The organism is Curtobacterium sp. BNK-1 (genome assembly GCF_048685235.1).
GTDB classification, from domain to species: Bacteria; Pseudomonadota; Gammaproteobacteria; order Enterobacterales; family Enterobacteriaceae; genus Pantoea; species Pantoea agglomerans.
The window spans coordinates 3,661,311-3,681,231 of sequence record NZ_JBLQTJ010000001.1 but is presented as its reverse complement, the minus strand read 5'-3'; the positions used below and the strand labels follow the sequence as shown (position 1 = coordinate 3,681,231).

20 protein-coding genes are annotated in these 19,921 nt (G+C 55.8%); 7 read left to right on the top strand and 13 right to left on the bottom strand.

From position 1 onward, the window contains the following. The first annotated feature begins 124 nt into the window (after positions 1-124). Together ACMGGP_RS17430 and ACMGGP_RS17425 are read left to right on the top strand one after the other, a co-directional pair. Positions 125-1,114, top strand: coding sequence for a sulfate ABC transporter substrate-binding protein (locus ACMGGP_RS17430; protein WP_010258203.1), 990 nt, complete (start codon positions 125-127; stop codon positions 1,112-1,114). Positions 1,115-1,276: 162 nt separating this feature from the next. Next, positions 1,277-2,050 carry a CDP-diacylglycerol diphosphatase gene (locus tag ACMGGP_RS17425; protein WP_256844872.1) on the top strand — a complete coding sequence of 258 codons (774 nt, stop codon included), beginning with the start codon at positions 1,277-1,279 and terminating at the stop codon, positions 2,048-2,050. A 27-nt stretch (positions 2,051-2,077) separates the two neighbouring features. On the opposite strand, the gene tpiA is transcribed toward ACMGGP_RS17425, so the two are convergent. Together tpiA and ACMGGP_RS17415 are read right to left on the bottom strand one after the other, a co-directional pair. Continuing rightward, complete coding sequence (gene tpiA, locus ACMGGP_RS17420; RefSeq protein ID WP_033759211.1) at positions 2,078-2,845, bottom strand: triose-phosphate isomerase; 768 nt, start codon at positions 2,843-2,845, stop codon at positions 2,078-2,080. A 120-nt stretch (positions 2,846-2,965) separates the two neighbouring features. Further along, positions 2,966-3,556 (bottom strand): DUF1454 family protein, encoded by a 591-nt coding sequence (locus ACMGGP_RS17415; RefSeq protein ID WP_033773144.1) that lies wholly within the window; start codon positions 3,554-3,556, stop codon positions 2,966-2,968. 98 nt (positions 3,557-3,654) lie between these two features. On the opposite strand from ACMGGP_RS17415, the gene ACMGGP_RS17410 reads away from it, so the two are divergent. Next, positions 3,655-4,089 carry a DUF805 domain-containing protein gene (locus ACMGGP_RS17410; protein ID WP_010258192.1) on the top strand — a complete coding sequence of 145 codons (435 nt, stop codon included), beginning with the start codon at positions 3,655-3,657 and terminating at the stop codon, positions 4,087-4,089. Here ACMGGP_RS17410 and fpr read toward each other — a convergent pair. Further along, the gene (fpr, locus tag ACMGGP_RS17405) at positions 4,080-4,826 is read right to left on the bottom strand and encodes a ferredoxin--NADP(+) reductase (protein ID WP_010258190.1); all 747 of its coding nucleotides are present in this window, start codon (positions 4,824-4,826) and stop codon (positions 4,080-4,082) included. The two genes, ACMGGP_RS17410 and fpr, sit on opposite strands and share 10 nt — an antisense overlap. Before the next feature lie 273 nt (positions 4,827-5,099). Here fpr and emrD point away from each other — a divergent pair, with 273 nt between their 5' ends. Next, positions 5,100-6,293 (top strand): multidrug efflux MFS transporter EmrD, encoded by a 1,194-nt coding sequence (gene emrD, locus ACMGGP_RS17400; protein ID WP_159227300.1) that lies wholly within the window; start codon positions 5,100-5,102, stop codon positions 6,291-6,293. Here the strand turns inward: emrD and glpX are convergent. From glpX to ACMGGP_RS17385, 3 genes are all read right to left on the bottom strand, one after another. Beyond that, on the bottom strand, positions 6,283-7,293 hold the full coding sequence (gene glpX, locus ACMGGP_RS17395; RefSeq protein ID WP_022624919.1) for a class II fructose-bisphosphatase: 1,011 nt from the start codon (positions 7,291-7,293) through the stop codon (positions 6,283-6,285). The genes emrD and glpX overlap by 11 nt on opposite strands. Before the next feature lie 96 nt (positions 7,294-7,389). Further along, positions 7,390-8,901, bottom strand: a complete 1,512-nt coding sequence (gene glpK / locus ACMGGP_RS17390) for a glycerol kinase GlpK (RefSeq protein WP_010672072.1) — start codon at positions 8,899-8,901, stop codon at positions 7,390-7,392. 30 nt (positions 8,902-8,931) lie between these two features. Further along, on the bottom strand, positions 8,932-9,786 hold the full coding sequence (locus ACMGGP_RS17385; protein WP_010258182.1) for an MIP/aquaporin family protein: 855 nt from the start codon (positions 9,784-9,786) through the stop codon (positions 8,932-8,934). 405 nt (positions 9,787-10,191) lie between these two features. Here ACMGGP_RS17385 and zapB point away from each other — a divergent pair, with 405 nt between their 5' ends. Then, positions 10,192-10,431, top strand: a complete 240-nt coding sequence (gene zapB, locus ACMGGP_RS17380; RefSeq protein ID WP_003851242.1) for a cell division protein ZapB — start codon at positions 10,192-10,194, stop codon at positions 10,429-10,431. 53 nt (positions 10,432-10,484) lie between these two features. On the opposite strand, the gene rraA is transcribed toward zapB, so the two are convergent. The 6 genes from rraA to priA form a co-directional block, all read right to left on the bottom strand. After that, the gene (gene rraA, locus ACMGGP_RS17375) at positions 10,485-10,970 is read right to left on the bottom strand and encodes a ribonuclease E activity regulator RraA (RefSeq protein WP_009088032.1); all 486 of its coding nucleotides are present in this window, start codon (positions 10,968-10,970) and stop codon (positions 10,485-10,487) included. Positions 10,971-11,128: 158 nt separating this feature from the next. Next, positions 11,129-12,466: an ATP-dependent protease ATPase subunit HslU gene (gene hslU, locus ACMGGP_RS17370; RefSeq protein ID WP_010258177.1), complete on the bottom strand. Its 1,338-nt coding sequence runs from the start codon at positions 12,464-12,466 to the stop codon at positions 11,129-11,131. Positions 12,467-12,476: 10 nt separating this feature from the next. Beyond that, positions 12,477-13,007 (bottom strand): ATP-dependent protease subunit HslV, encoded by a 531-nt coding sequence (gene hslV, locus ACMGGP_RS17365; RefSeq protein WP_010258174.1) that lies wholly within the window; start codon positions 13,005-13,007, stop codon positions 12,477-12,479. Between the two features lie 88 nt (positions 13,008-13,095). Continuing rightward, complete coding sequence (ftsN, locus tag ACMGGP_RS17360) at positions 13,096-14,097, bottom strand: cell division protein FtsN (RefSeq protein ID WP_045139512.1); 1,002 nt, start codon at positions 14,095-14,097, stop codon at positions 13,096-13,098. 152 nt (positions 14,098-14,249) lie between these two features. After that, the gene (cytR, locus tag ACMGGP_RS17355) at positions 14,250-15,287 is read right to left on the bottom strand and encodes a DNA-binding transcriptional regulator CytR (RefSeq protein ID WP_010672069.1); all 1,038 of its coding nucleotides are present in this window, start codon (positions 15,285-15,287) and stop codon (positions 14,250-14,252) included. Positions 15,288-15,451: 164 nt separating this feature from the next. After that, positions 15,452-17,647, bottom strand: a complete 2,196-nt coding sequence (gene priA / locus ACMGGP_RS17350) for a primosomal protein N' (RefSeq protein ID WP_010258167.1) — start codon at positions 17,645-17,647, stop codon at positions 15,452-15,454. A 225-nt stretch (positions 17,648-17,872) separates the two neighbouring features. Here priA and rpmE point away from each other — a divergent pair, with 225 nt between their 5' ends. Continuing rightward, positions 17,873-18,088, top strand: a complete 216-nt coding sequence (gene rpmE / locus ACMGGP_RS17345) for a 50S ribosomal protein L31 (protein ID WP_003851227.1) — start codon at positions 17,873-17,875, stop codon at positions 18,086-18,088. A 79-nt stretch (positions 18,089-18,167) separates the two neighbouring features. Here the strand turns inward: rpmE and metJ are convergent, their stop codons facing one another. Beyond that, positions 18,168-18,485 carry a met regulon transcriptional regulator MetJ gene (gene metJ / locus ACMGGP_RS17340; protein ID WP_009088019.1) on the bottom strand — a complete coding sequence of 106 codons (318 nt, stop codon included), beginning with the start codon at positions 18,483-18,485 and terminating at the stop codon, positions 18,168-18,170. A 273-nt stretch (positions 18,486-18,758) separates the two neighbouring features. Between metJ and metB the strand changes: the two genes are divergently transcribed. Beyond that, positions 18,759-19,919 carry a cystathionine gamma-synthase gene (gene metB, locus ACMGGP_RS17335; RefSeq protein WP_498798668.1) on the top strand — a complete coding sequence of 387 codons (1,161 nt, stop codon included), beginning with the start codon at positions 18,759-18,761 and terminating at the stop codon, positions 19,917-19,919. The last annotated feature ends 2 nt before the right edge of the window (positions 19,920-19,921 follow it).

Below are 19,921 nucleotides of genomic sequence, written 5' to 3'. Positions count from 1 at the left end.
ACCTGGCGCGCCCCGGCATCCCGCCTCTATATTCCCCATGGTTATAACAGCTTATTTTTAATTCTTTTAGCTCTGTATTGGTTTATGTCACGCTTAGCCCATAACGACATTGGGAGAGTGCGTAATGAACAAGTGGAGTATCGGCGTTACCCTGTTGCTGGCCTCAACCAGCGTTCTGGCGAAAGACATTCAGCTGTTAAACGTTTCCTACGATCCAACGCGTGAGCTGTACGAACAGTACAACAAAGCGTTCAGTGCGCACTACAAACAGGAAACCGGCGATAATGTCGTGGTCCGTCAGTCGCATGGCGGTTCCGGTAAGCAGGCGACCTCCGTGATTAACGGCATTCGGGCGGATGTGGTCACACTGGCGTTGCAATCGGATGTTGATGCCATTGCAGAACGCGGTCGTATTGATAAAAACTGGATTCAGCGTCTGCCGGACAACTCTGCGCCCTACACCTCGACCATTGTCTTCCTGGTTCGTAAAGATAATCCTAAAGGCATCCATGACTGGAGCGACCTGACGAAGCCAGGCGTATCTGTTATTACCCCTAACCCGAAAACGTCCGGCGGCGCACGCTGGAACTATCTGGCGGCCTGGGGCTGGGCGCTGGATCATAACAACGGCGATCAGGCTAAAGCGCTGGCTTACGTCAGAGCGCTGTTTAAAAACGTTGAAGTGCAGGATTCCGGCGCACGCGGCGCAACCAACACCTTCGTTGAGCGCGGGATTGGTGATGTGCTGATCGCCTGGGAAAATGAAGCCTATCTGGCGGTTAACAAGCTGGGCAAAGACAAGTTCGAGATTGTCACTCCGAGCGAATCGATTCTGGCGGAACCGACCGTGTCGGTGGTCGATAAAGTGGTAGATGAAAAGGGGACGCGTAAAGTCGCCGACGCTTATCTGAAATACCTCTACTCGCCAGAAGGCCAGACTATCGCTGCACAGAACTACTACCGTCCGCGTGATGCTGAAGTCGCGAAGAAATTCGCCAGCACCTTTGCGCCAGTGAAGCTGTTTACCATTCAGGACAAGTTTGGTGGCTGGACACAGGCTCAGAAAGCCCACTTCGCCGATGGCGGCAGCTATGACCAGGTCATGAAACCGTAATGCGCTGCGGTCAGCGCATCCCTGCGCTGACCGCTTATCCTCCACAACCACGCCTTTTCTCCTTCTCCGCCCAGCCGCTGGGTTATCTGCCAGAATTCCCCGTGACATTTTTTTCTCGCCAGGCGAGGATGCAGGCTGCTAAGCCATTCAGGAAGCGTTGTTATGCCGACACATCGTCGTGCAACCCGCCTGGTTGCGGTTCTGCTGGTACTGGTCATTTCGGGGATGCTGGCTGCCGCACTGCATTTCAAAAAGAACAGTGATGCGTTGTGGCAGATCGTCAGCGAGAAATGTCTGCCTCACCAGCAGAGTGGTGGAGAACCTGCGCCCTGTCAGCGCGTCGATCAGCGGCATCGCTATGCCATGCTGAAAGATATGCACGGGCCGTTGCAGTATCTGCTGCTCCCGCTCGACAGGATCACCGGCATCGAAAGCCCGCGGTTACTGCAATCCGCTACGCCCAACTACTTTGCCCTTGCCTGGGATGAGCGGACTCTGCTTGCGCAGCGACGCGGCTCACCTATTGACGATCGGGTCCTGTCACTGGCTATCAATTCACAGTATGGCCGCACGCAGAATCAGCTCCATATTCATATCTCCTGCCTGCGACCCGATGTGCGTCAGCAGCTTGATCAGCTGACGCCGCAGCTTAGCGGGCGGTGGCAGAGCATCACGCTGCGTAAGCACCGCTACTGGCTGCGTGCATTGACCCCGGACGAGCTGACCCGGCAGAGTGCGTTTATCCGACTGGCCGATGAGCGGCCAGAGGCACGCAGTGAGATGGGGAAATATGGGCTGGCACTGGCTGAATTAAGTGATGGACGACTGGTGCTGATGGCGATAGAGCGAAACTGGCTGCTGCTGAACAGCGGTTCGGCGGAGGAGGTACAGGATCACGCCTGTCAGCTGATAGCGCCCATAAAAAAGGCGGCTTAAGCCGCCTTTAATCGGTACGTTTACTGCTTAGGCGCTTTTTGCAGCCGCAGCAGCTTTAACGATCACAGCGAAAGCGTCCGCTTTCAGTGAGGCACCGCCAACCAGCGCGCCATCGATGTCAGGCTGGGTGAAGAGCTCAGCCGCATTTTTATCGTTAACTGAGCCGCCGTACTGGATGATGACCTGTTCTGCGATAGCCGCATCTTTCTTCGCGATATGGTCACGAATGAATTTGTGAACGGCCTGAGCCTGAGCAGGGGTGGCAGATTTGCCGGTACCGATGGCCCAGACTGGCTCATAAGCGATGACCGCATCTTTAAACGCTTCTGCGCCCTGACTTTCCAGAACGGCATCCAGCTGACGAGCGCAGACTTCTTCGGTTTTACCCGCTTCGTTTTCCGCTTCGGTTTCACCAATGCACAGCACCGGTACCAGGCCCACTGACTTCAGCACTGCGTATTTCTTCGCGATGAATTCGTCGCTCTCTTTGTGGTAAGTGCGGCGCTCTGAGTGACCGATAATGATATATTTCGCGCCGATATCTTTCAGCATCTCTGCGGAAACTTCACCGGTAAACGCACCAGACAGGTTAACGTCTACGTTCTGCGCACCCAGTGCGATGTGGCTACCGGAGATGGCGTGTTTTGCCTGCTCGAGATAGAGAGCTGGCGGTGCAATGGCGACGCCACAACCCTCAACGCCAGACAGTTCCTTGCGCAGACCGGCGATCAGTTCAGCTGTGATCTGCTTGCTGCCATTCAACTTCCAGTTACCCATAACCAGTGGATGTCGCATTCTATCCTCCGCATAAAGCGATACATGAAAAATCGCTGCCAGCTGGCAGCGTTGTCTGCCAGACAGTATAGAGATCAAATGTAGCGATGGCTTTGCTTTTCGTCATTTTCGGCCTCATCATCAGGGGCTGGCGAGCGCCAGTTTGACCGGCTCAATGGCGAAGGTCAGCCCCTTGTCGCCGTTGTCAGCCACCACAAAACGCAACGCGCCCTCGACCTGCGCAAAGTAGGGTAAATCCTTACCTTGCTTCAGCAAACCCTCCAGCTTTTTACGTCCCTCATCGGCGCTCAGTCCCGGTACAAAGAAGCGCAACATGGCGGTCATGTAGGCCAGCGCTTTTTGCTGTGAGGCGTTCTGATCCGGACCTGGCAACGGTAGCCAGGTAATCTGCAGCGTCTTAATTTTGCCGGTACCGGGCTCCAGCGCGGTAGACGCATAGAGGGTCTCGTTGATTTTGCTGGCGGCGCGCGTCAGGGTGCTTTTGTCGCCCCGATTATCAATGGCGCGATATTCCGGCAGCATCAGCGCCCCGTTGGCCTGATTATACTTTTCGCGGAACTGGCCGATAGTCATATCAAAGGTGGGGGCGCCCGCCAGCAGATAGGGGGCGGTGGGCAACGCATCGGCCCGATCCTGCGGTGGCGGATCGGCGGCAAAGACCGGAACCGTCAGCGCAAACGATAACAGCAGTGCGCCAGGCAAATTCTTCATTTTGTCGATCCTAACCCGTAAACTCAGGCGCAAATTAAAACGGTTTTTATCCGCGAGGTCAAAACCGCAGCGGTTCTCTTCTCTCTGGATGATAATGCATGACGTTACAACAATGGTGTTTTTCCTGGCGCGGCCGGCTGGGACGACGTGATTTCTGGATCTGGCAGGCGGTCTGGTTGCTGACAACAACCCTGTTATTCGCGTTAGCGGCTAACGACTGGCTTGATACTCAGATGGCGGCCTTTGGCGTGGTCTGCCTGCTGTGGCCCGCCAGCGCGGTTATCGTTAAACGGTTGCACGATCGTAATCGCCGCGGCTACTGGGGATTTCTGGTGATTGTTGCCTGGCTGCTGGTGGCAGGGAACTGGAGCATGCTGGACGGCATACTGCCCTGGCTGTTGGGTCGCGCCATTCCGTTTGTGTTACTGGCTGGCCTGCTGCTCGATCTCGGTCTCTTTCGCGGTACCCCCGGCGCTAACCGGTTTGGTACCGCGACTCAACCGGTGAGATACCGGCAAACGGCTCACCAGTAATGTTCGCTGGTGATATGGCCCGGCTTACGCTTCAGGTGCTTGCGCATCTCGCGCGTCTCTTTCAGTAATTGCTGGGTATCACGCACCATCTGCGGGTTGCCGCACAGCATCACATGGCTGCTGTCGGCATCCAGGCTTAACCCGGTGGCGCGCTCCAGCTCACCGTTTTCGATCAGCGCCGGGACCCGGCCAGTCAGCGAACCGGCGATCTCTTCGCGACTCACCACCGTCTGGATGTGCAGCTTGCCTTGATAATGTTGTTGCAGCTGCTGCATCAGCGGCAAAAAGCTCAGGTCGGCCGCATAGCGGGCAGCATGGACCAGCACGATGTTTTCAAAGCGATCCAGCCCTTCGCCCTGCTGTAGCATCGACAGGTAGGGGCCAATAGCGGTGCCGGTTGCCAGCATCCATAAGGTTTTGCACTCAGGGACCTCATCCAGCACAAAGAATCCTGCCGCTTCTTTAGTGACCATCACCTGATCGCCAGGCCGAAGTGCCTGCAGATGCGGACTCAGTTTGCCCTCTGGCACGGTGACCAGGTAAAACTCCAGCAGATCATCTTTCGGCGCATTGACGTAAGAGTAAGCGCGCTGTACCCGCTCACCGTCGATTTCCAGTGCCAGCTTGGCAAATTGCCCGGCGATAAAGGGATCGATGGGCGCTTTTACCCGGAGACTGAACAGCGCATCCGTCCAGTTTTTCACTTCCTTTACTTCAGCATTGACCCACTCAGCCATAATCACTCCCTGGTTGTTGATTATTCAGGCAGGTCACTATTTTCGCGGCTGCCCGGTGAGATTGCCAGCCTGCGCCGGGGCAAAGGCTCTAATCGACAAACTGTTACTTTGTCTTTACAGGCTGGCCCATAAACTTGACAGGCGCAAGCCGGGACCTTTTCGCTTACCTCTCGCTTTGTCATCTAATCCTGATATTTTGCCCGCCATAACAAGATGACTGGCGGGTGAACCGCTGTTTTAACCTCCTTTCACAGAAAGAAATTTTGCATAATCATGATGACTAAACTCGAAAATCGCCCGCTGCTGGTGATGCTCATTGTGCTGGTGGCAGTAGGGCAGATGGCACAGACTATCTACGTCCCGGCGATGTCGGTGATGGCGGATGCTCTGAATGTGCGGGATGGCGCGCTGCAGCGTGTGATGGCGGCCTATCTGATGACCTATGGCGGATCCCAGCTGATCTATGGCCCGCTGTCAGACAGCATCGGTCGTCGTCCGGTGATTCTGGCGGGCATGATGATCTTTATGATCGGCGCAATCACAGCACTGATGGCGACGTCGCTCGATATGCTGGTGTTCGGCAGCGCTGTTCAGGGACTGGGCACCGGCGTAGCTGGCGTGATGGCCCGCACCATGCCGCGCGATCTCTACGAGGGGCACGCACTGCGCCGCGCTAACAGCCTGCTTAATATGGGCATTCTGGTCAGCCCGCTGCTGGCGCCGGTGATTGGTGCACTGCTGACGCAGCTCTTTGGCTGGCACGCCTGCTTTGCCTTTCTGCTGCTGCTTTGTCTGGCGGTAACCGTTTCAATGGCACGCTGGCTGCCGGAGACCCGACCGCAGAGTGCGGAAATGACACCTTTCTTTAAACGCTACGCCCGCCTGCTCAGCGACGCGAATTTCGTTCGCTACATTGTGCTGCTGATTGGCGCGCTGGCCGGGATTGCGGTATTTGAGTCGAGCTGTGGCGTTCTGCTGGGCGGCGTGCTCGGCCTGCACAGCCTGACCGTCAGCATCCTGTTCATCCTGCCGATTCCGGCAGCGTTTTTTGGTGCCTGGTTTGCCGGTCGCGAGCAGGGTTCATGGCACAGTCTGATGTGGTGGGGCGTAAATAGCTGCCTGCTGGCGGGCATCCTGATGTGGATCCCGGCATGGTTCGGCGTGATGAATATCTGGACGCTGCTGGTCCCGGCTGCGCTGTTCTTCTTTGGGGCTGGCATGCTGTTCCCGCTGGCGACTTCAGGCGCGATGGAGCCTTATGCCTGGCTGGCGGGTAGCGCGGGCGCGCTGATTGGCGGGATGCAGAATCTGGGATCGGGCCTGGTGGCGTGGCTGTCAGCCATGATGCCGCAGCGCGATCAGTTCAGCCTTGGCATGCTGATGTTCTTCACGGCGCTGGTGATGCTGCTCTGCTGGTTGCCGCTCTCACGTCAGCCGGAGCGCGGCAACCAGCCGGTTACAGGATAAAGGGATGGAGCGCCGGATCTTTACGGTCGAGATAGTGAATCGACTGAATACGGCGGATGGTGCGTGATTTACCGCGAATCAGCAGGGTCTCGCTGGTGGCGATATTGCCCTGACGCGTAATGCCTTTCAGGAGTTCGCCACTGGTAATGCCGGTGGCGGCAAACACCACGTTGTCATTGCGTGCCATCTCATTCAGCGTCAGCTTTTTGCCCGCTTCAATCCCCATCTCTGCACAGCGCTGCAGCTCCTGTTCACCCAGCAGACGGTTTTCAGCGCTGTCGCCTTTCACGTGGTGACGCGCCAGCAACCGGCCCTGCATATCCCCATCCAGCGCGCGGATCACCGCCGCAGAGACCACGCCTTCCGGTGCGCCGCCGATGCCATACATCACATCGACTTCGCTGTCCGGCATGCAGGTCAGAATGGAGGCGGCGACATCGCCATCCGGGAAGGTAAACACCCGCACGCCCAGTTGCTGCAACTGACTGATCACTGCGTCATGACGCGGCTTTGCCAGAATCGATACGGTTAGCTGTGACAGCGGCTTATTCATCGCGATGGCGATGTTACGCAGGTTGGTTTCCAGCGGCAGGTCAAGATCGATCTCTCCACGCGCTGCGGGGCCAACAATCAGTTTTTCCATGTACATGTCGGGTGCGTGCAGAAAGCTGCCCTTATCGCCTACGGCCATCACCGCCAGCGCGTTAGCCTGGCCAAGCGCCGTCATGCGGGTGCCTTCAATCGGATCGACCGCAATGTCGACCGCATCGCCGCGGCCGGTACCGACTTTTTCACCGATATAGAGCATCGGAGCTTCGTCGATTTCGCCTTCACCGATCACAATCTGACCGTCGATTTCAATGGAGTTCAGGACATGACGCATGGCATGGACAGCCGCGCCGTCAGCCGCATTTTTGTCGCCGCGTCCTAACCAGTGATAGCCTGCCAGGGCGGCAGCTTCGGTTACGCGGGAAAATTCAATGGCAAGTTCTCGTTTCATGGCATCTACCTGACAAAAAACAGGCGGGCAGTGTAACACAGCGGGGCAGTGGAGCGGGGAAAAGGCCCGCGACAGCAAGGGTCGCGGGCATTGATATTACTCTTGTTCTTCCCACGCCTGGGCGCGGGCTACGGCTTTTTTCCAGCCAGCATAACGGAAGTTACGCTCGGTGGTTTCCAGGCTTGGACGGAATTCACGCTCAATAACTGCTTTAGAGCGGACTTCATCCAGATCCTGCCAGAAGCCGACAGCCAGACCTGCCAGATAAGCAGAACCCAGCGCGGTGACTTCACGCACTTCCGGACGCTCAACACGGGTGCCGAGGATGTCCGACTGGAACTGCATCAGGAAGTTGTTGGAAACCGCACCACCATCGACACGCAGCGCCTGCAGGCGGGTGTTGGCATCGTTCTGCATCGCTTCCAGCACGTCGCGCGTCTGATAAGCGATAGACTCCAGCGTCGCACGGATGATGTGGTTAGCATTAGCACCACGGGTCAGGCCGAAGATAGCACCACGGGCATACGGGTCCCAGTAAGGAGCGCCCAGGCCGGTGAAAGCAGGCACCATGTAAACGCCGTTGGTGTCTTTCACTTTCATCGCAAAGTATTCAGAGTCAGCAGCTTCACTGATCAGCTTCATCTCATCGCGCAGCCACTGAATAGAGGCGCCACCGATAAATACAGCCCCTTCCAGTGCATAGTTCACTTCACCGCGCGGGCCACAGGCGATAGTGGTCAGCAGACCGTGCGTTGAGGTTACCGCTTCAGTACCGGTGTTCATCAGCATAAAGCAGCCGGTGCCGTAGGTGTTTTTCGCCATGCCAGGCTGAACACAGAGCTGGCCATACAGCGCAGCCTGCTGGTCACCGGCAATACCAGCGATTGGAATACGTGTACCGCCTTTACCGCCGATGTTGGTCTGACCATAGACTTCAGAAGAGGACTTCACTTCTGGCAGCATTTCACGCGGAATATCCAGGATATCCAGCATACGCTGGTCCCACTCCAGCTTATGGATGTTAAACATCATGGTACGGGAGGCGTTGGTATAGTCGGTGATGTGCACCCGGCCCTGGGTCATTTTCCAGACCAGCCAGGTATCAACGGTACCAAACAGCAGCTCGCCACGTTTTGCACGCTCACGAGAGCCTTCAACGTGATCCAGGATCCACTTCACTTTGGTTCCGGAGAAGTAAGGGTTAATCACCAGACCGGTGGTGTGCTGGATATACTCTTCCAGACCCTCTTTCTTCAGTTTGTGACAGTAGTCGGCGGTGCGGGGATCCTGCCAGACGATGGCGTTGTAGATCGGCTTACCGGTCTCTTTTTCCCAGACGATAGCGGTTTCGCGCTGGTTGGTGATACCGATTGCCGCAATCTCATCAGAGCGGATGTCGGCATGTGCCAGCACTTCAACCAGCGTTGAGCTTTGTGAAGCCCAGATATCCATTGGATCATGTTCAACCCAGCCCGCTTTCGGGTAGATCTGGGTGAATTCGCGCTGCGATACCGCGACGATATTAGAGTCGTGGTCGAGAACGACGGCGCGGGAGCTGGTTGTGCCCTGATCGAGCGCGACAATATATTTTTTATCTGTGGTAGTCATAAATTCTGTCCTGATGATAAAAGGTGAAACTTACGCTTTACGCTGCTGAGCGCGTGCAACCGGTTTGTCTGCTGGAACGCTTGCAGGTTCCTGGGCGGTACCTGGCAGGTAGCGACCAATCAGTGTGCGATAACCTACTGCACCCAGGCAGGCACCGACCAGCGGGCCAAAAATCGGCACGAGGAAGTAAGGGATGTCACGACCACCGGTAAAGGCAACGTTACCCCAGCCTGCCAGCCATGCGAAGATCTTCGGTCCGAAATCACGAGCCGGGTTAAGGGCGAAGCCGGTCAGAGGACCCATGGAGCCACCGATAACCGCAACCAGCAGGCCAATCAGCAGTGGAGCCAGTGGGCCACGTGGAATGCCGTTGCCGTCATCCGTCAGACCCATAATGACCGCCATTAATACTGCAGTGATGACCATCTCAACCAGGAAGGCCTGGCCGACACCGATATGTGGATTAGGGTAGGTTGAGAAGATGCCTGCCAGGTCGAGACTTTCAACCGTGCCGCGCACCATCTGGTGGCTCTGCTCGTAATCAAAAAACAGGCTGTAGTAGAGACCGTATACCAGCGCCGCGGCACAAAAGGCACCGGCAATCTGCGATACGATATAAGGCAGAACTTTACGTCCTTCAAAATTAGCAAACAGGCAGAGTGCAACGGTGATTGCCGGGTTCAGGTGCGCGCCCGAAATGCCTGCGGTAAGGTAGGCGGCCATGGAAACGCCAAGACCCCAGATGATGCAGATTTCCCACTGACCGAAGGCGGCACCGGCGAGTTTCAGTGCAGCCACACAGCCTGCGCCAAAGAAAATAATCAAGCCTGTCCCCAGAAATTCGGCAATACACTGACCTTTGAGCGTGTTAGTTGTCTGACTCATAATAGTGGTTCCTGAAGCGAGGTTAAATTTTATCAGTTTTTGTTCTCATTCCATGAGGCACCCAGCTTTAATGTAGGGCTGGTGTGAATTTATCGTTAACGAACATAAACGAGAAATAGCGAAATCGTTTTTTGTGTACTGCGTCATAAAAATGCGCGTTTTCGCGTATTCTGGCTTTCCTTAGCCAATATTCGCGCCTGATGACGGGGATAGCGCACCCGTACCAGAAAGCCGTCGCAGTCAGCGCAGCGTAAATTCAGGGATTGGCTGAAAAGTGTTACAGACTACGCCCGCAGCGGCCGCGTTGCTGGACTTGCGGGGTGAGGCTACATACAATCGGGACAACGTTGCTGGCTTAAGCTGGCATCATCAACGCCTTGCAGGAATTTAGGAGAGGTCAGAAAGATGTCATTTGAAGTGTTTGAGAAACTGGAAGCGAAAGTACAGCAGGCGATTGATACCATCACCCTGTTGCAGATGGAAATCGAAGAGCTGAAAGAGCAGAACAACTCACTGCGTAACGATGCGCAACAAGTCGCGGGCAACCACGATGCGCTGATGCGTGAAAATCAGCACCTGAAAGAAGAGCAACACGTGTGGCAGGAACGTCTGCGTGCATTGCTGGGAAAAATGGAAGAGGTTTGAAGCCTCAGCTGATGTGAAAAACGGGTGCTCAGGCACCCGTTTTCATGTCTGGCCTATTCGAGGTCCAGCGCATCCTCTGACAGAATGATACCGGTGTTGTCTGCATAGAGATGGTCGCCGGAGAAGAAGGTGACGCCGCCGAAATTAACGCGCACATCGCTTTCGCCAATCCCTTCACCCGCAGCGCCTGCCGGAATCGCGGCAATCGCCTGAATGCCAATCTCCAGCTCTTCCAGCTCATCAACCTGGCGTACCGAACCGTAAATCACCAGACCTTCCCACTCGTTGGTTGCCGCCAGACGTGCCAGCTGCGCATCCACCAGTGCACGGCGCACTGAGCCGCCGCCATCAATCACCAGTACCCGACCCCGGCCATTCTCTTCCAGCAGATCGTAAAGTAAGCCGTTGTCTTCAAAGCATTTCACTGTGGTAATCTGACCACCGAATGAAGTGCGCCCACCAAAATTTGAAAAAAGCGGTTCAACAACATTCACTTCTTCATGGTAGATATCGCAGAGTTCAGATGTATCGTATTTCATAAGGGTTTCGTCTGTTTGCCACAGGAAGGGTAAGTATATCGCTATATGCAGATTGTTGGCAAAATCATCAGTATGAAAAAAGCATCGTTCGATCAAGAACATGCATAAAAAAGCCCAGCCGGGTGGGCTGGGCTTCTGAAAAGCGCTGAATCAGTGGATCAGAGAATGAAGCGGCTAAGGTCTTCGTCAGCCACCAGTTCATCCAGATGTTTACCGACATAGTCAGCATCGATGGTAACGGATTCACCATGACGATCGCTGGCGTCATACGAAATATCTTCCATCAGACGCTCCAGCACAGTATGCAGACGGCGCGCACCGATGTTTTCGGTGGTTTCGTTGACCTGCCATGCGGCTTCAGCGATCCGGCGAATACCCTCTTCGGTGAACTCAATGTTCACGCCCTCGGTATTCATCAGCGCTTTGTACTGCACGGTAATCGAGGCATTTGGCTCGGTCAGGATGCGCTGGAAATCGTTCACGGTCAGCGCCTGCAGCTCAACACGGATGGGCAGACGACCCTGCAGTTCCGGGATCAGATCGGATGGGCTGGCAACCTGGAACGCGCCTGAGGCGATAAACAGAATGTGGTCCGTTTTCACCATACCATGCTTGGTGGAGACGGTGCAGCCTTCCACCAGCGGCAGCAGGTCGCGCTGAACGCCTTCGCGTGAGACATCCGGGCCGCCGGCATTCTGGCCGCCGCGCTTACAGATTTTGTCGATCTCATCGATAAACACGATACCGTGCTGCTCAACGGCATCAATCGCGTCCTGCTTAAGCTCTTCCGGGTTAACCAGTTTGGCCGCTTCTTCTTCGATCAGCAGCTTCATCGCTTCTTTGATCTTCAGCTTGCGGGCTTTCTGCTTCTGGCCGCCGAGGTTCTGGAACATCGACTGCAGCTGGCTGGTCATCTCTTCCATGCCCGGAGGGGCCATGATTTCGACGCCAGGGCTGCTGGCGGCCAGGTCGATCTCAATCTCTTTATCGTCCAGCTGGCCTTCGCGCAGCTTCTTGCGGAACGACTGGCGTGCTGCAGAGGGTTCAGCGCTCTGCTCTGACTGGCCCCAGTTATTTTTTGCTGGTGGAATCAGCACATCAAGAATGCGCTCTTCCGCCATCTCTTCGGCACGATATTTGTTCTTTTCAATCGCCTGACTGCGCACCATCTTAATGGCCGAATCGGTCAGGTCACGAATGATAGAGTCCACTTCCTTACCGACATAACCGACTTCGGTAAATTTGGTCGCCTCTACTTTGATAAACGGCGCATTGGCCAGCTTAGCCAGACGACGCGCGATCTCGGTTTTACCGACACCGGTCGGACCGATCATCAGGATATTTTTAGGGGTCACTTCATGGCGCAGTTCTTCGTCGAGCTGCATGCGGCGCCAGCGGTTACGCAGTGCAATAGCCACGGCGCGCTTAGCGCTCTCCTGGCCGATGATAAAGCGGTTCAGTTCGCTGACGATTTCGCGAGGAGTCATCTCAGACATATTTATACCCTTACGACTTAGACGTTAATTCTTCGAAATTAACGTTGTGGTTAGTGTAGATGCAGATATCACCCGCGATATTCAGCGACTTTTCGACGATGTCGCGTGCGCCCATCTCGGTATTCTCCAGCAGCGCACGTGCCGCTGCCTGGGCGAAAGGCCCACCGGAGCCGATGGCGATCAGATCGTTTTCAGGCTGGATGACGTCACCGTTACCGCTGATGATCAGTGAAGCTGATTCATCTGCGACGGCCAGTAAGGCTTCAAGGCGACGCAGCATACGGTCAGTACGCCAGTCTTTAGCCAGTTCCACCGCAGCTTTCACCAGATGGCCCTGATGCATTTCCAGTTTACGTTCGAAAAGTTCAAACAGGGTGAAGGCGTCTGCGGTGCCGCCAGCAAATCCGGCAATCACTTTATCGTTGTATAAACGACGCACTTTTTTAACGTTGCCTTTCATCACGGTATTGCCGAGCGTAGCCTGGCCATCACCGCCAATCACTACCTGGCCGTTGCGTCGTACACTTACTATTGTTGTCACGGGCAGACCCCTTGTTGCAGTCGGAAAAGGACTCCGCGCACCGGGCGCGGAGTATCATGCAACAGATATGGGGCGGGTTTGACGGGTTTCAACCCCCGACGGAGAGCGGAATACAGCTGGAGTGTCCGGAACTGCGCAGGCGCTTCAGGGTGCTGTCAGCGGAGGCGCGGTCTTTATAAGGACCGATAACCACACGATTCCAGCCGCCACCGGTGGTAATACGGCTTTCAAATCCTTCAAAGGCTAAGCCAGCGCGCACCGATTCAGCCTGGTCAGTGCCCTTAAACGAACCACACTGCACCATCCAGCGCTGCGAAGAGGCTTTCTCCGCCGGTTTCGCTTTCGCGGTCTCCTGCGGTTTTGGCTGCACTTCCGGTTCACGCGTAACAGGAGCAGGCTGCGTCTGGCGCTGTACGTTTTGCTGCTGCTGCTGCTGCTGCTGCTGACGTTGCTGTTGTTGTAATTGCTGCTGTTGCTGGCGCTGTTGTTGTTGCTGCAACTGCTGCTGGCGTTGCTGTTGCTGCTGAGCCTGCAACTGCTGACGTTGCTGCTGAACCTGTTGCTGCTGCTGTTGTTGCTGAACCTGCTGCTGCTGACGTTGCAGTTGTTGCAACTGCTGCTGATGCTGCAGTGTCTGCTGACGTTGCGCCGGCGTCTGTTCGTTCCACGGCACTTCGTTGAGCTGCGTCGGCTGCTGACGCATATCCGCCTGCATCTGCTCAAGCAACTGGCGCTGCTCGTCGGTCAGCTGTGTCTGCGACTTCACTTCGCCACCCGAAGAGGGTTCGATAGGTGTCGGCACAGTGACCTGACGGTTTTCCAGCTCTTTAATATATTTCCAGCGCTCTTCGGGCTTCGGCGGCAGGCCATTGCCGTTGGCTTTATGATCCGTAATGACCGGCACGTCCTCTTTTTTGTGATGCGCCAGGAACCATAAACCACCGGCAAAGGTCACCAACACTGCGACCGCCAGTACAATCATCAATTTAGATGTTCCCGAACCGCCTTTGCTCTTCTTGCCACGGCTGGGGCTTTTTTTGCGACGCGTCCCTGTTGAACGCCCGCGGCCTACGTAATCTTTTTGTGCCACTCTCGTTCTTATACCCTTCAAAAATAGTGCCAGATGGGCGAAATGATGATTTTTACGCGCCCGGCAAGGAGTCCGCCATGTTACTTAAGGGTCGGAACTTTGACCAGCAGTGTTCGCCTTAAGAATCTACTGAAAAAATCAGACAAATACGCTTATTTTTCACGCTTTTTTGCTCGCGCCGTGCTGCCACGAATGGTTAAACCGGCATCCAGCAGCCGCGATCCGCTGATGACCCGTTTGCCATTTAACTCATCCAGCAGCAGAAGCATCGCTTCCCGGCCTATCTGGTAACGTGGCTGCGTGACCGTGGTCAACGGCGGCTCGCAGTAACGTGATAGCTCAATGTCATCGAATCCGACCACAGAGAGATCCTCCGGTATCCGCAGTCCGCAGCGCCGGGCCTGATTCATCGCCCCAAGTGCCATAATATCACTGTGACAGAAGAGCGCGCGCGGCGGTTGCGGCAGGGTCATCAGCTGATTCATGGCGGCAACGCCCGCTTCAAATGTGAAGTCACCGCGCACAATATAGGTGGGATCGACCGTCAGCCCGCTGCGACGCATCGCCTGGACATACCCCTGCAAACGATACTGGCAGAGCGGCATCTCTTCCGGCCCGGCGATACAGGCGATATGTGTGTGACCCAACTGCAGTAAATGATTTACCGCTTCAAATGCGGCGGTCAGGTTATCGATGTGGACAGTGGGCAGTGACATTTCCGGCGCAAACTCATTCGCCATTACCATCGGCGGCAAGTTGCGTTGCTCATCAATGCTGGCATCAAAAGGCAACTTTGAGCCGAGCAGCACCATGCCATCGATCTGTCGCGTCACCATCAGGTTGAGAAAAGTTCTCTCCTGCTGATTCTGATGCGCGCAGTCACCAATCAGCACCAGATAGCCCTCTTCGGCTGCCGTAACTTCAACGCCTCGGATGATTTCACTAAAGAAGGGATCGCAGATGTCAGGGACAATGACCAGGATGGTACGCGTCTCATTACGACGGGCGTTGCGCGTGGGGCCATGTGCCGCGTAGCCGACGGCGGCAACCGCCTGCTCGACTTTCTGGCGGGTGGCCGCAGAAACCTTCTCCGGATTCATCAGCGCACGCGATACGGTGGCGGTTGAGACGCCCGCATGTTCCGCAACATCTTTCATCGTGGCGGCGGGCGGTTGTTGATTCTGCTCCAACACATGCTCCTGACGCGTTATGGCGCGTTCAATTCTGTTTCTGCCTGACCTGAAGGCAAACCGGGCAACATTGTTAACGATTGCCCGGCTGGTTGTTACTTAATTTGCATAAAAATTGTGACTTATGCGACATTTTTCGATCTGGCTCGCAGTGTCAGCTTAAATCAGCTCTCGGTAGGGTCGATATCCAGCGTCCATTTCACTTTGCGCGCCGCGGGCAGTGTTGAAACCAGCGGCAACGAACTGCTCAGCAACTGTTGCAGACGCTGCCGGGAAGGATGCTGCAGCAGCAGTTGCCAGCGCCAGCGTCCACTGCGTTTTGGCTGCAGTGCAGGCAACGGACCCATAAACCACATCGCCTTATCGTTCAGCGGGCTTGCCTCCAGCAAATTACGGAGTTGTTGCAGGAATTCCGCTGCCTGCTGGTTATCCATATCTTCAGCGCGGAACAGCGCATGGCGGCTCCAGGGCGGCAGATGGACTGCCTGTCGCTCCAGCAATGCCTGCTGGGCGAACGCCGAATAGCCCTGGTGCAACAGCGTCTGCAGCAGCGGATGTTCCGGATGGTGAGTCTGCAGCAACACCTCGCCCTGTTTGCCGGCACGGCCAGCACGACCGGCGACCTGGGTGTAGAGCTGAGCAAAGCGTTCCGCCGCACGAAAATCGGCTGAGAACAGCGCACCATCGACATCCAGCAGCGACACCAGCGTAACATCGGGGAAGTGGTGGCCTTTGGCCAGCATCTGGGTGCCGACAAGGATTCTTGCACCGCCGCGATGGACGTCAGCCAGATGCTGCTCCAGCGCACCTTTGCGGCTGGTGGTATCACGATCGATTCGCGACACCGGCACGCCAGGGAAAAGTGTGCCGAGCTGCTGCTCCAGTTGCTCAGTCCCGACGCCTACCGGCAGCAAATGGGTTGAACCACACTGCGGGCATTGGTTAGGCAGCGGACGCTGGCTGTCGCAATGGTGGCAGCGTAGCTGGCGATGGTGCTGATGCAGCGTGTAGTAGCGGTCACAGCGGGTACACTCAGCAATCCAGCCGCAATCATGACAGAGCAGGGCGGGCGAAAAGCCGCGGCGGTTAAGAAACAGCAGCACCTGATTATCGGCCTGCAGATGCTGGCGCATTTTACCAATCAGGCCCGGTGCCAGACCGCCGATCAACTGCACGCCTTTTAAGTCGATAAGCTGTTGCAGTGCCGGTCTGGCATTGCCGGCGCGTTTTGTCAGGTCGAGCTGGCGATACTTGCCGCTGCGGACATTGTGCAGTGTCTCCAGAGCAGGGGTCGCCGATCCCATAACAATCGGGATATCCTCTTCATGTGCGCGGAAGACGGCCAGATCGCGCGCCTGATAGCGCCAGCCCTCCTGCTGTTTATAGGAGCTGTCATGCTCTTCATCGATAATAATTACGCCAGGACGGGCCAGTGGCGTAAACAGCGCCGATCGGGTGCCAATCACAATCGCCGTTTCGCCGCGCCGCGCACGTAACCAGACCGCCAGCCGCTCACTGTCATTTAATGCGGAGTGCAGCACATCAATCGGCGCATCAAAACGTTCGCGAAAACGGGCGATAGTTTGCGGGGTCAGGCCAATCTCCGGTACCAGCACCAGCGCCTGTTTACCGCGTGCCAGCACATTTTCCAGCACGCTGAGGTAAACCTCGGTTTTGCCTGAACCCGTGATGCCCGCCAGCAGCCAGGCTGCATAATGTTCATCATCTGCCCGAATCGCACCCACGGCCATCGCCTGATCGGTATTCAGCCGCAGACGTTCGCCTTTTACGGCATAAGTGGTACGCCAGTCGTGCATCTGCGGCTGATGCTCATGCAGTTCGCATAACCCTTTGGCGCGCAGCGCCTGCAGCGTCGCATCCGTGAGGTCATGTTCACTGACCTGATGACGATAGAGCGGTTGCTGCCGCAGTGCAGCCAGCGCCTGCTGCTGTTTCGGTGCCCGCTTTAAACTTTCCGGCGCAGTCGCCCGACCCTGCTCGGTGATTTCCCAGCGCCATAAGGGATTGTCCTGCGCCGCTTTGCCCTGACGCAGCAGTACCGGAATAGCGTGACTCAGTACCTCTCCCTGCGGCGAATGATAATAGCTGGCGGCCCAGTTAAGGATGCGCCACAGCGACGCTGGATAGAGGGATTCACTATCCAGCACCTCAATCACGCGCTTGAGTTGTGCTTCCGGCAGATCGCTGCTCTCACGAAAGGCGACCACAATCCCGATCATCCTGCGATTGCCAAAGGGCACACTCACGCGACCACCAATGACCGGCTGCGCGCCCTGTGGCGGCAGATAATCAAACAGGCGGGGCAAGGGGACGGGCAGGGCGACCTGGACTACGGGCATAACTCTCTCTTTCCGGCTCAATGATCGGGGAAGCTAGTGTACACGCTGACCCTGATGGCGGGTATCTCAGCAGATATTTGCAGCAATCGAAACTTACCTGTATAATATGCCGCCTTCGGTGAGAAATATCTGGCCGGAGTACACCCTATAATGTTCAATCGCGTGTGGTGCTGTGCAGGTTAAAGCCTGGCACGGAGAGCGACACGGCCTTCAATGAGGTTTCCCATGAAACAAGGTATTCACCCGAAATACGAAGCAGTTACTATCAAATGTACCTGCGGCAACGAGATCCACACCCGTTCAACACTGACTCACGAACTGAACCTGGACGTTTGTGGCAAATGCCACCCGTTCTATACCGGTAAGCAGCGTGAAGTGGCAACTGGTGGCCGTGTTGACCGCTTTAACAAGCGTTTCAGCGTGCCAGGCGCTAAAAAATAAGATTAAAAGGCACCTGAACCTGCGGGTTCGGCGGCAAGAAAAAACCCAGCTTCGGCTGGGTTTTTTTATGGCTGAAAGATCAATACTCCCAGGTATCCGGATCGACACCCATCTGGCGCATGATTGCTTTTGCTTCTTCCGGAATCTCATCACTACGCTCTTTGCGCAGGTCGACGTCATCCGGCAGCGGTTGGCCCGTAAAGGCATGTAAAAAGGCTTCGCAAAGCAGCTCGCTGTTGGTGGCGTGACGCAGGTTGTTCACCTGACGACGGGTACGCTCATCCGTTAAAATCTTCAGCACGCTCAATGGGATTGATACTGTGATCTTCTTGACCTGCTCGCTCTTCTTACCGTGCTCAGCGTACGGGCTGATATATTCGCCGTTCCATTCAGCCATGGGTTACCTTAATTAATAAACGTTAAATGTTAGGAAATCAGCGGATTATGCCTGATTTTTTCCTGCCTGACCCCTGATATGGCGGGTTTTCTTCGCTCACTGCCTCTGTCTGACAGAGGGGAACGCCAGGCGATGACGCATAATTTTAGCGGTTATTGCGGTTTTGCTCAATCTATACGCAAAGACATTTAGATGTCCAGATGTATTGACGTCTAATTAGAGGGTGATATCCTGTGGCCTACATTTTATTCACTCTTCAGGAACAATTCGCTCATGACGCGTAAACCGGCAACCATCGCAGTGCGCAGCGGTTTGAATGATGACGAGCAATATGGCTGCGTTGTCCCGCCAATCCACCTCTCTACCACCTATAACTTCCTGGATTTCAATGAGCCTCGTGCGCATGACTACTCCCGTCGTGGCAACCCCACTCGTGATGTCGTACAGCGTACGCTGGCAGAACTGGAAGGGGGAGCGGGCGCGGTATTAACCAATACCGGGATGTCGGCGATTCACCTGGTCACAACGGTGTTTCTGAAGCCTGGCGATCTGCTGGTCGCGCCACATGACTGTTATGGCGGCAGCTATCGGCTGTTTGACAGCCTGAGCAAGCGCGGCGCCTATCGGGTGAAATTTGTCGATCAGGGTGATCCGGTAGCGCTGCAGGCCGCTCTGGATGAAAACCCAAAACTGGTGCTGATTGAAAGCCCCAGCAATCCGCTGCTGCGCGTGGTAGATATCAGCGCGATTTGCGCCGCTGCGCGTGCCGCGGGTGCCATCAGCTTGGTGGACAACACCTTTATGAGTCCGGCGCTGCAGAATCCTCTGGCGCTGGGTGCGGACCTGGTGATCCACTCCTGTACCAAATACCTTAATGGTCACTCCGATGTCGTGGCGGGCGCGGTCATCGCCAAAGATCCGCAACTTGCTACCGACCTGGCCTGGTGGGCAAATAACATTGGTGTGACCGGTGCAGCGTTTGACAGTTATCTGCTGCTGCGCGGGATTCGTACGCTTTCACCGCGGATTGCAGCCGCACAACGCAACGCACTCGCGATTGTAGAGTATCTGAAGCAGCAGAAACTGGTGAAAAAGTTGTATCATCCTTCGCTGCCGGAAAACCCCGGACACGAACATGCCGTACGTCAGCAGCGCGGCTTTGGCGCCATGCTGAGTTTCGAGGTCGACGGTGATGAGGCGCTGCTGCGTCGCTTCCTGAAAGCACTGCAGCTATTTACGCTGGCGGAATCGCTGGGCGGAGTAGAGAGTCTGATCTCCCATACCGCCACCATGACGCACGCGGGGATGTCGGCAGAAGCACGCGCGGCAGCGGGCATTTCCGATACGCTGCTACGGGTTTCTGTCGGTATTGAAGATCACGAAGATTTAATTGCCGATCTGGATAATGCATTCCGGGTCGCAGCCGAGGGTTAAGC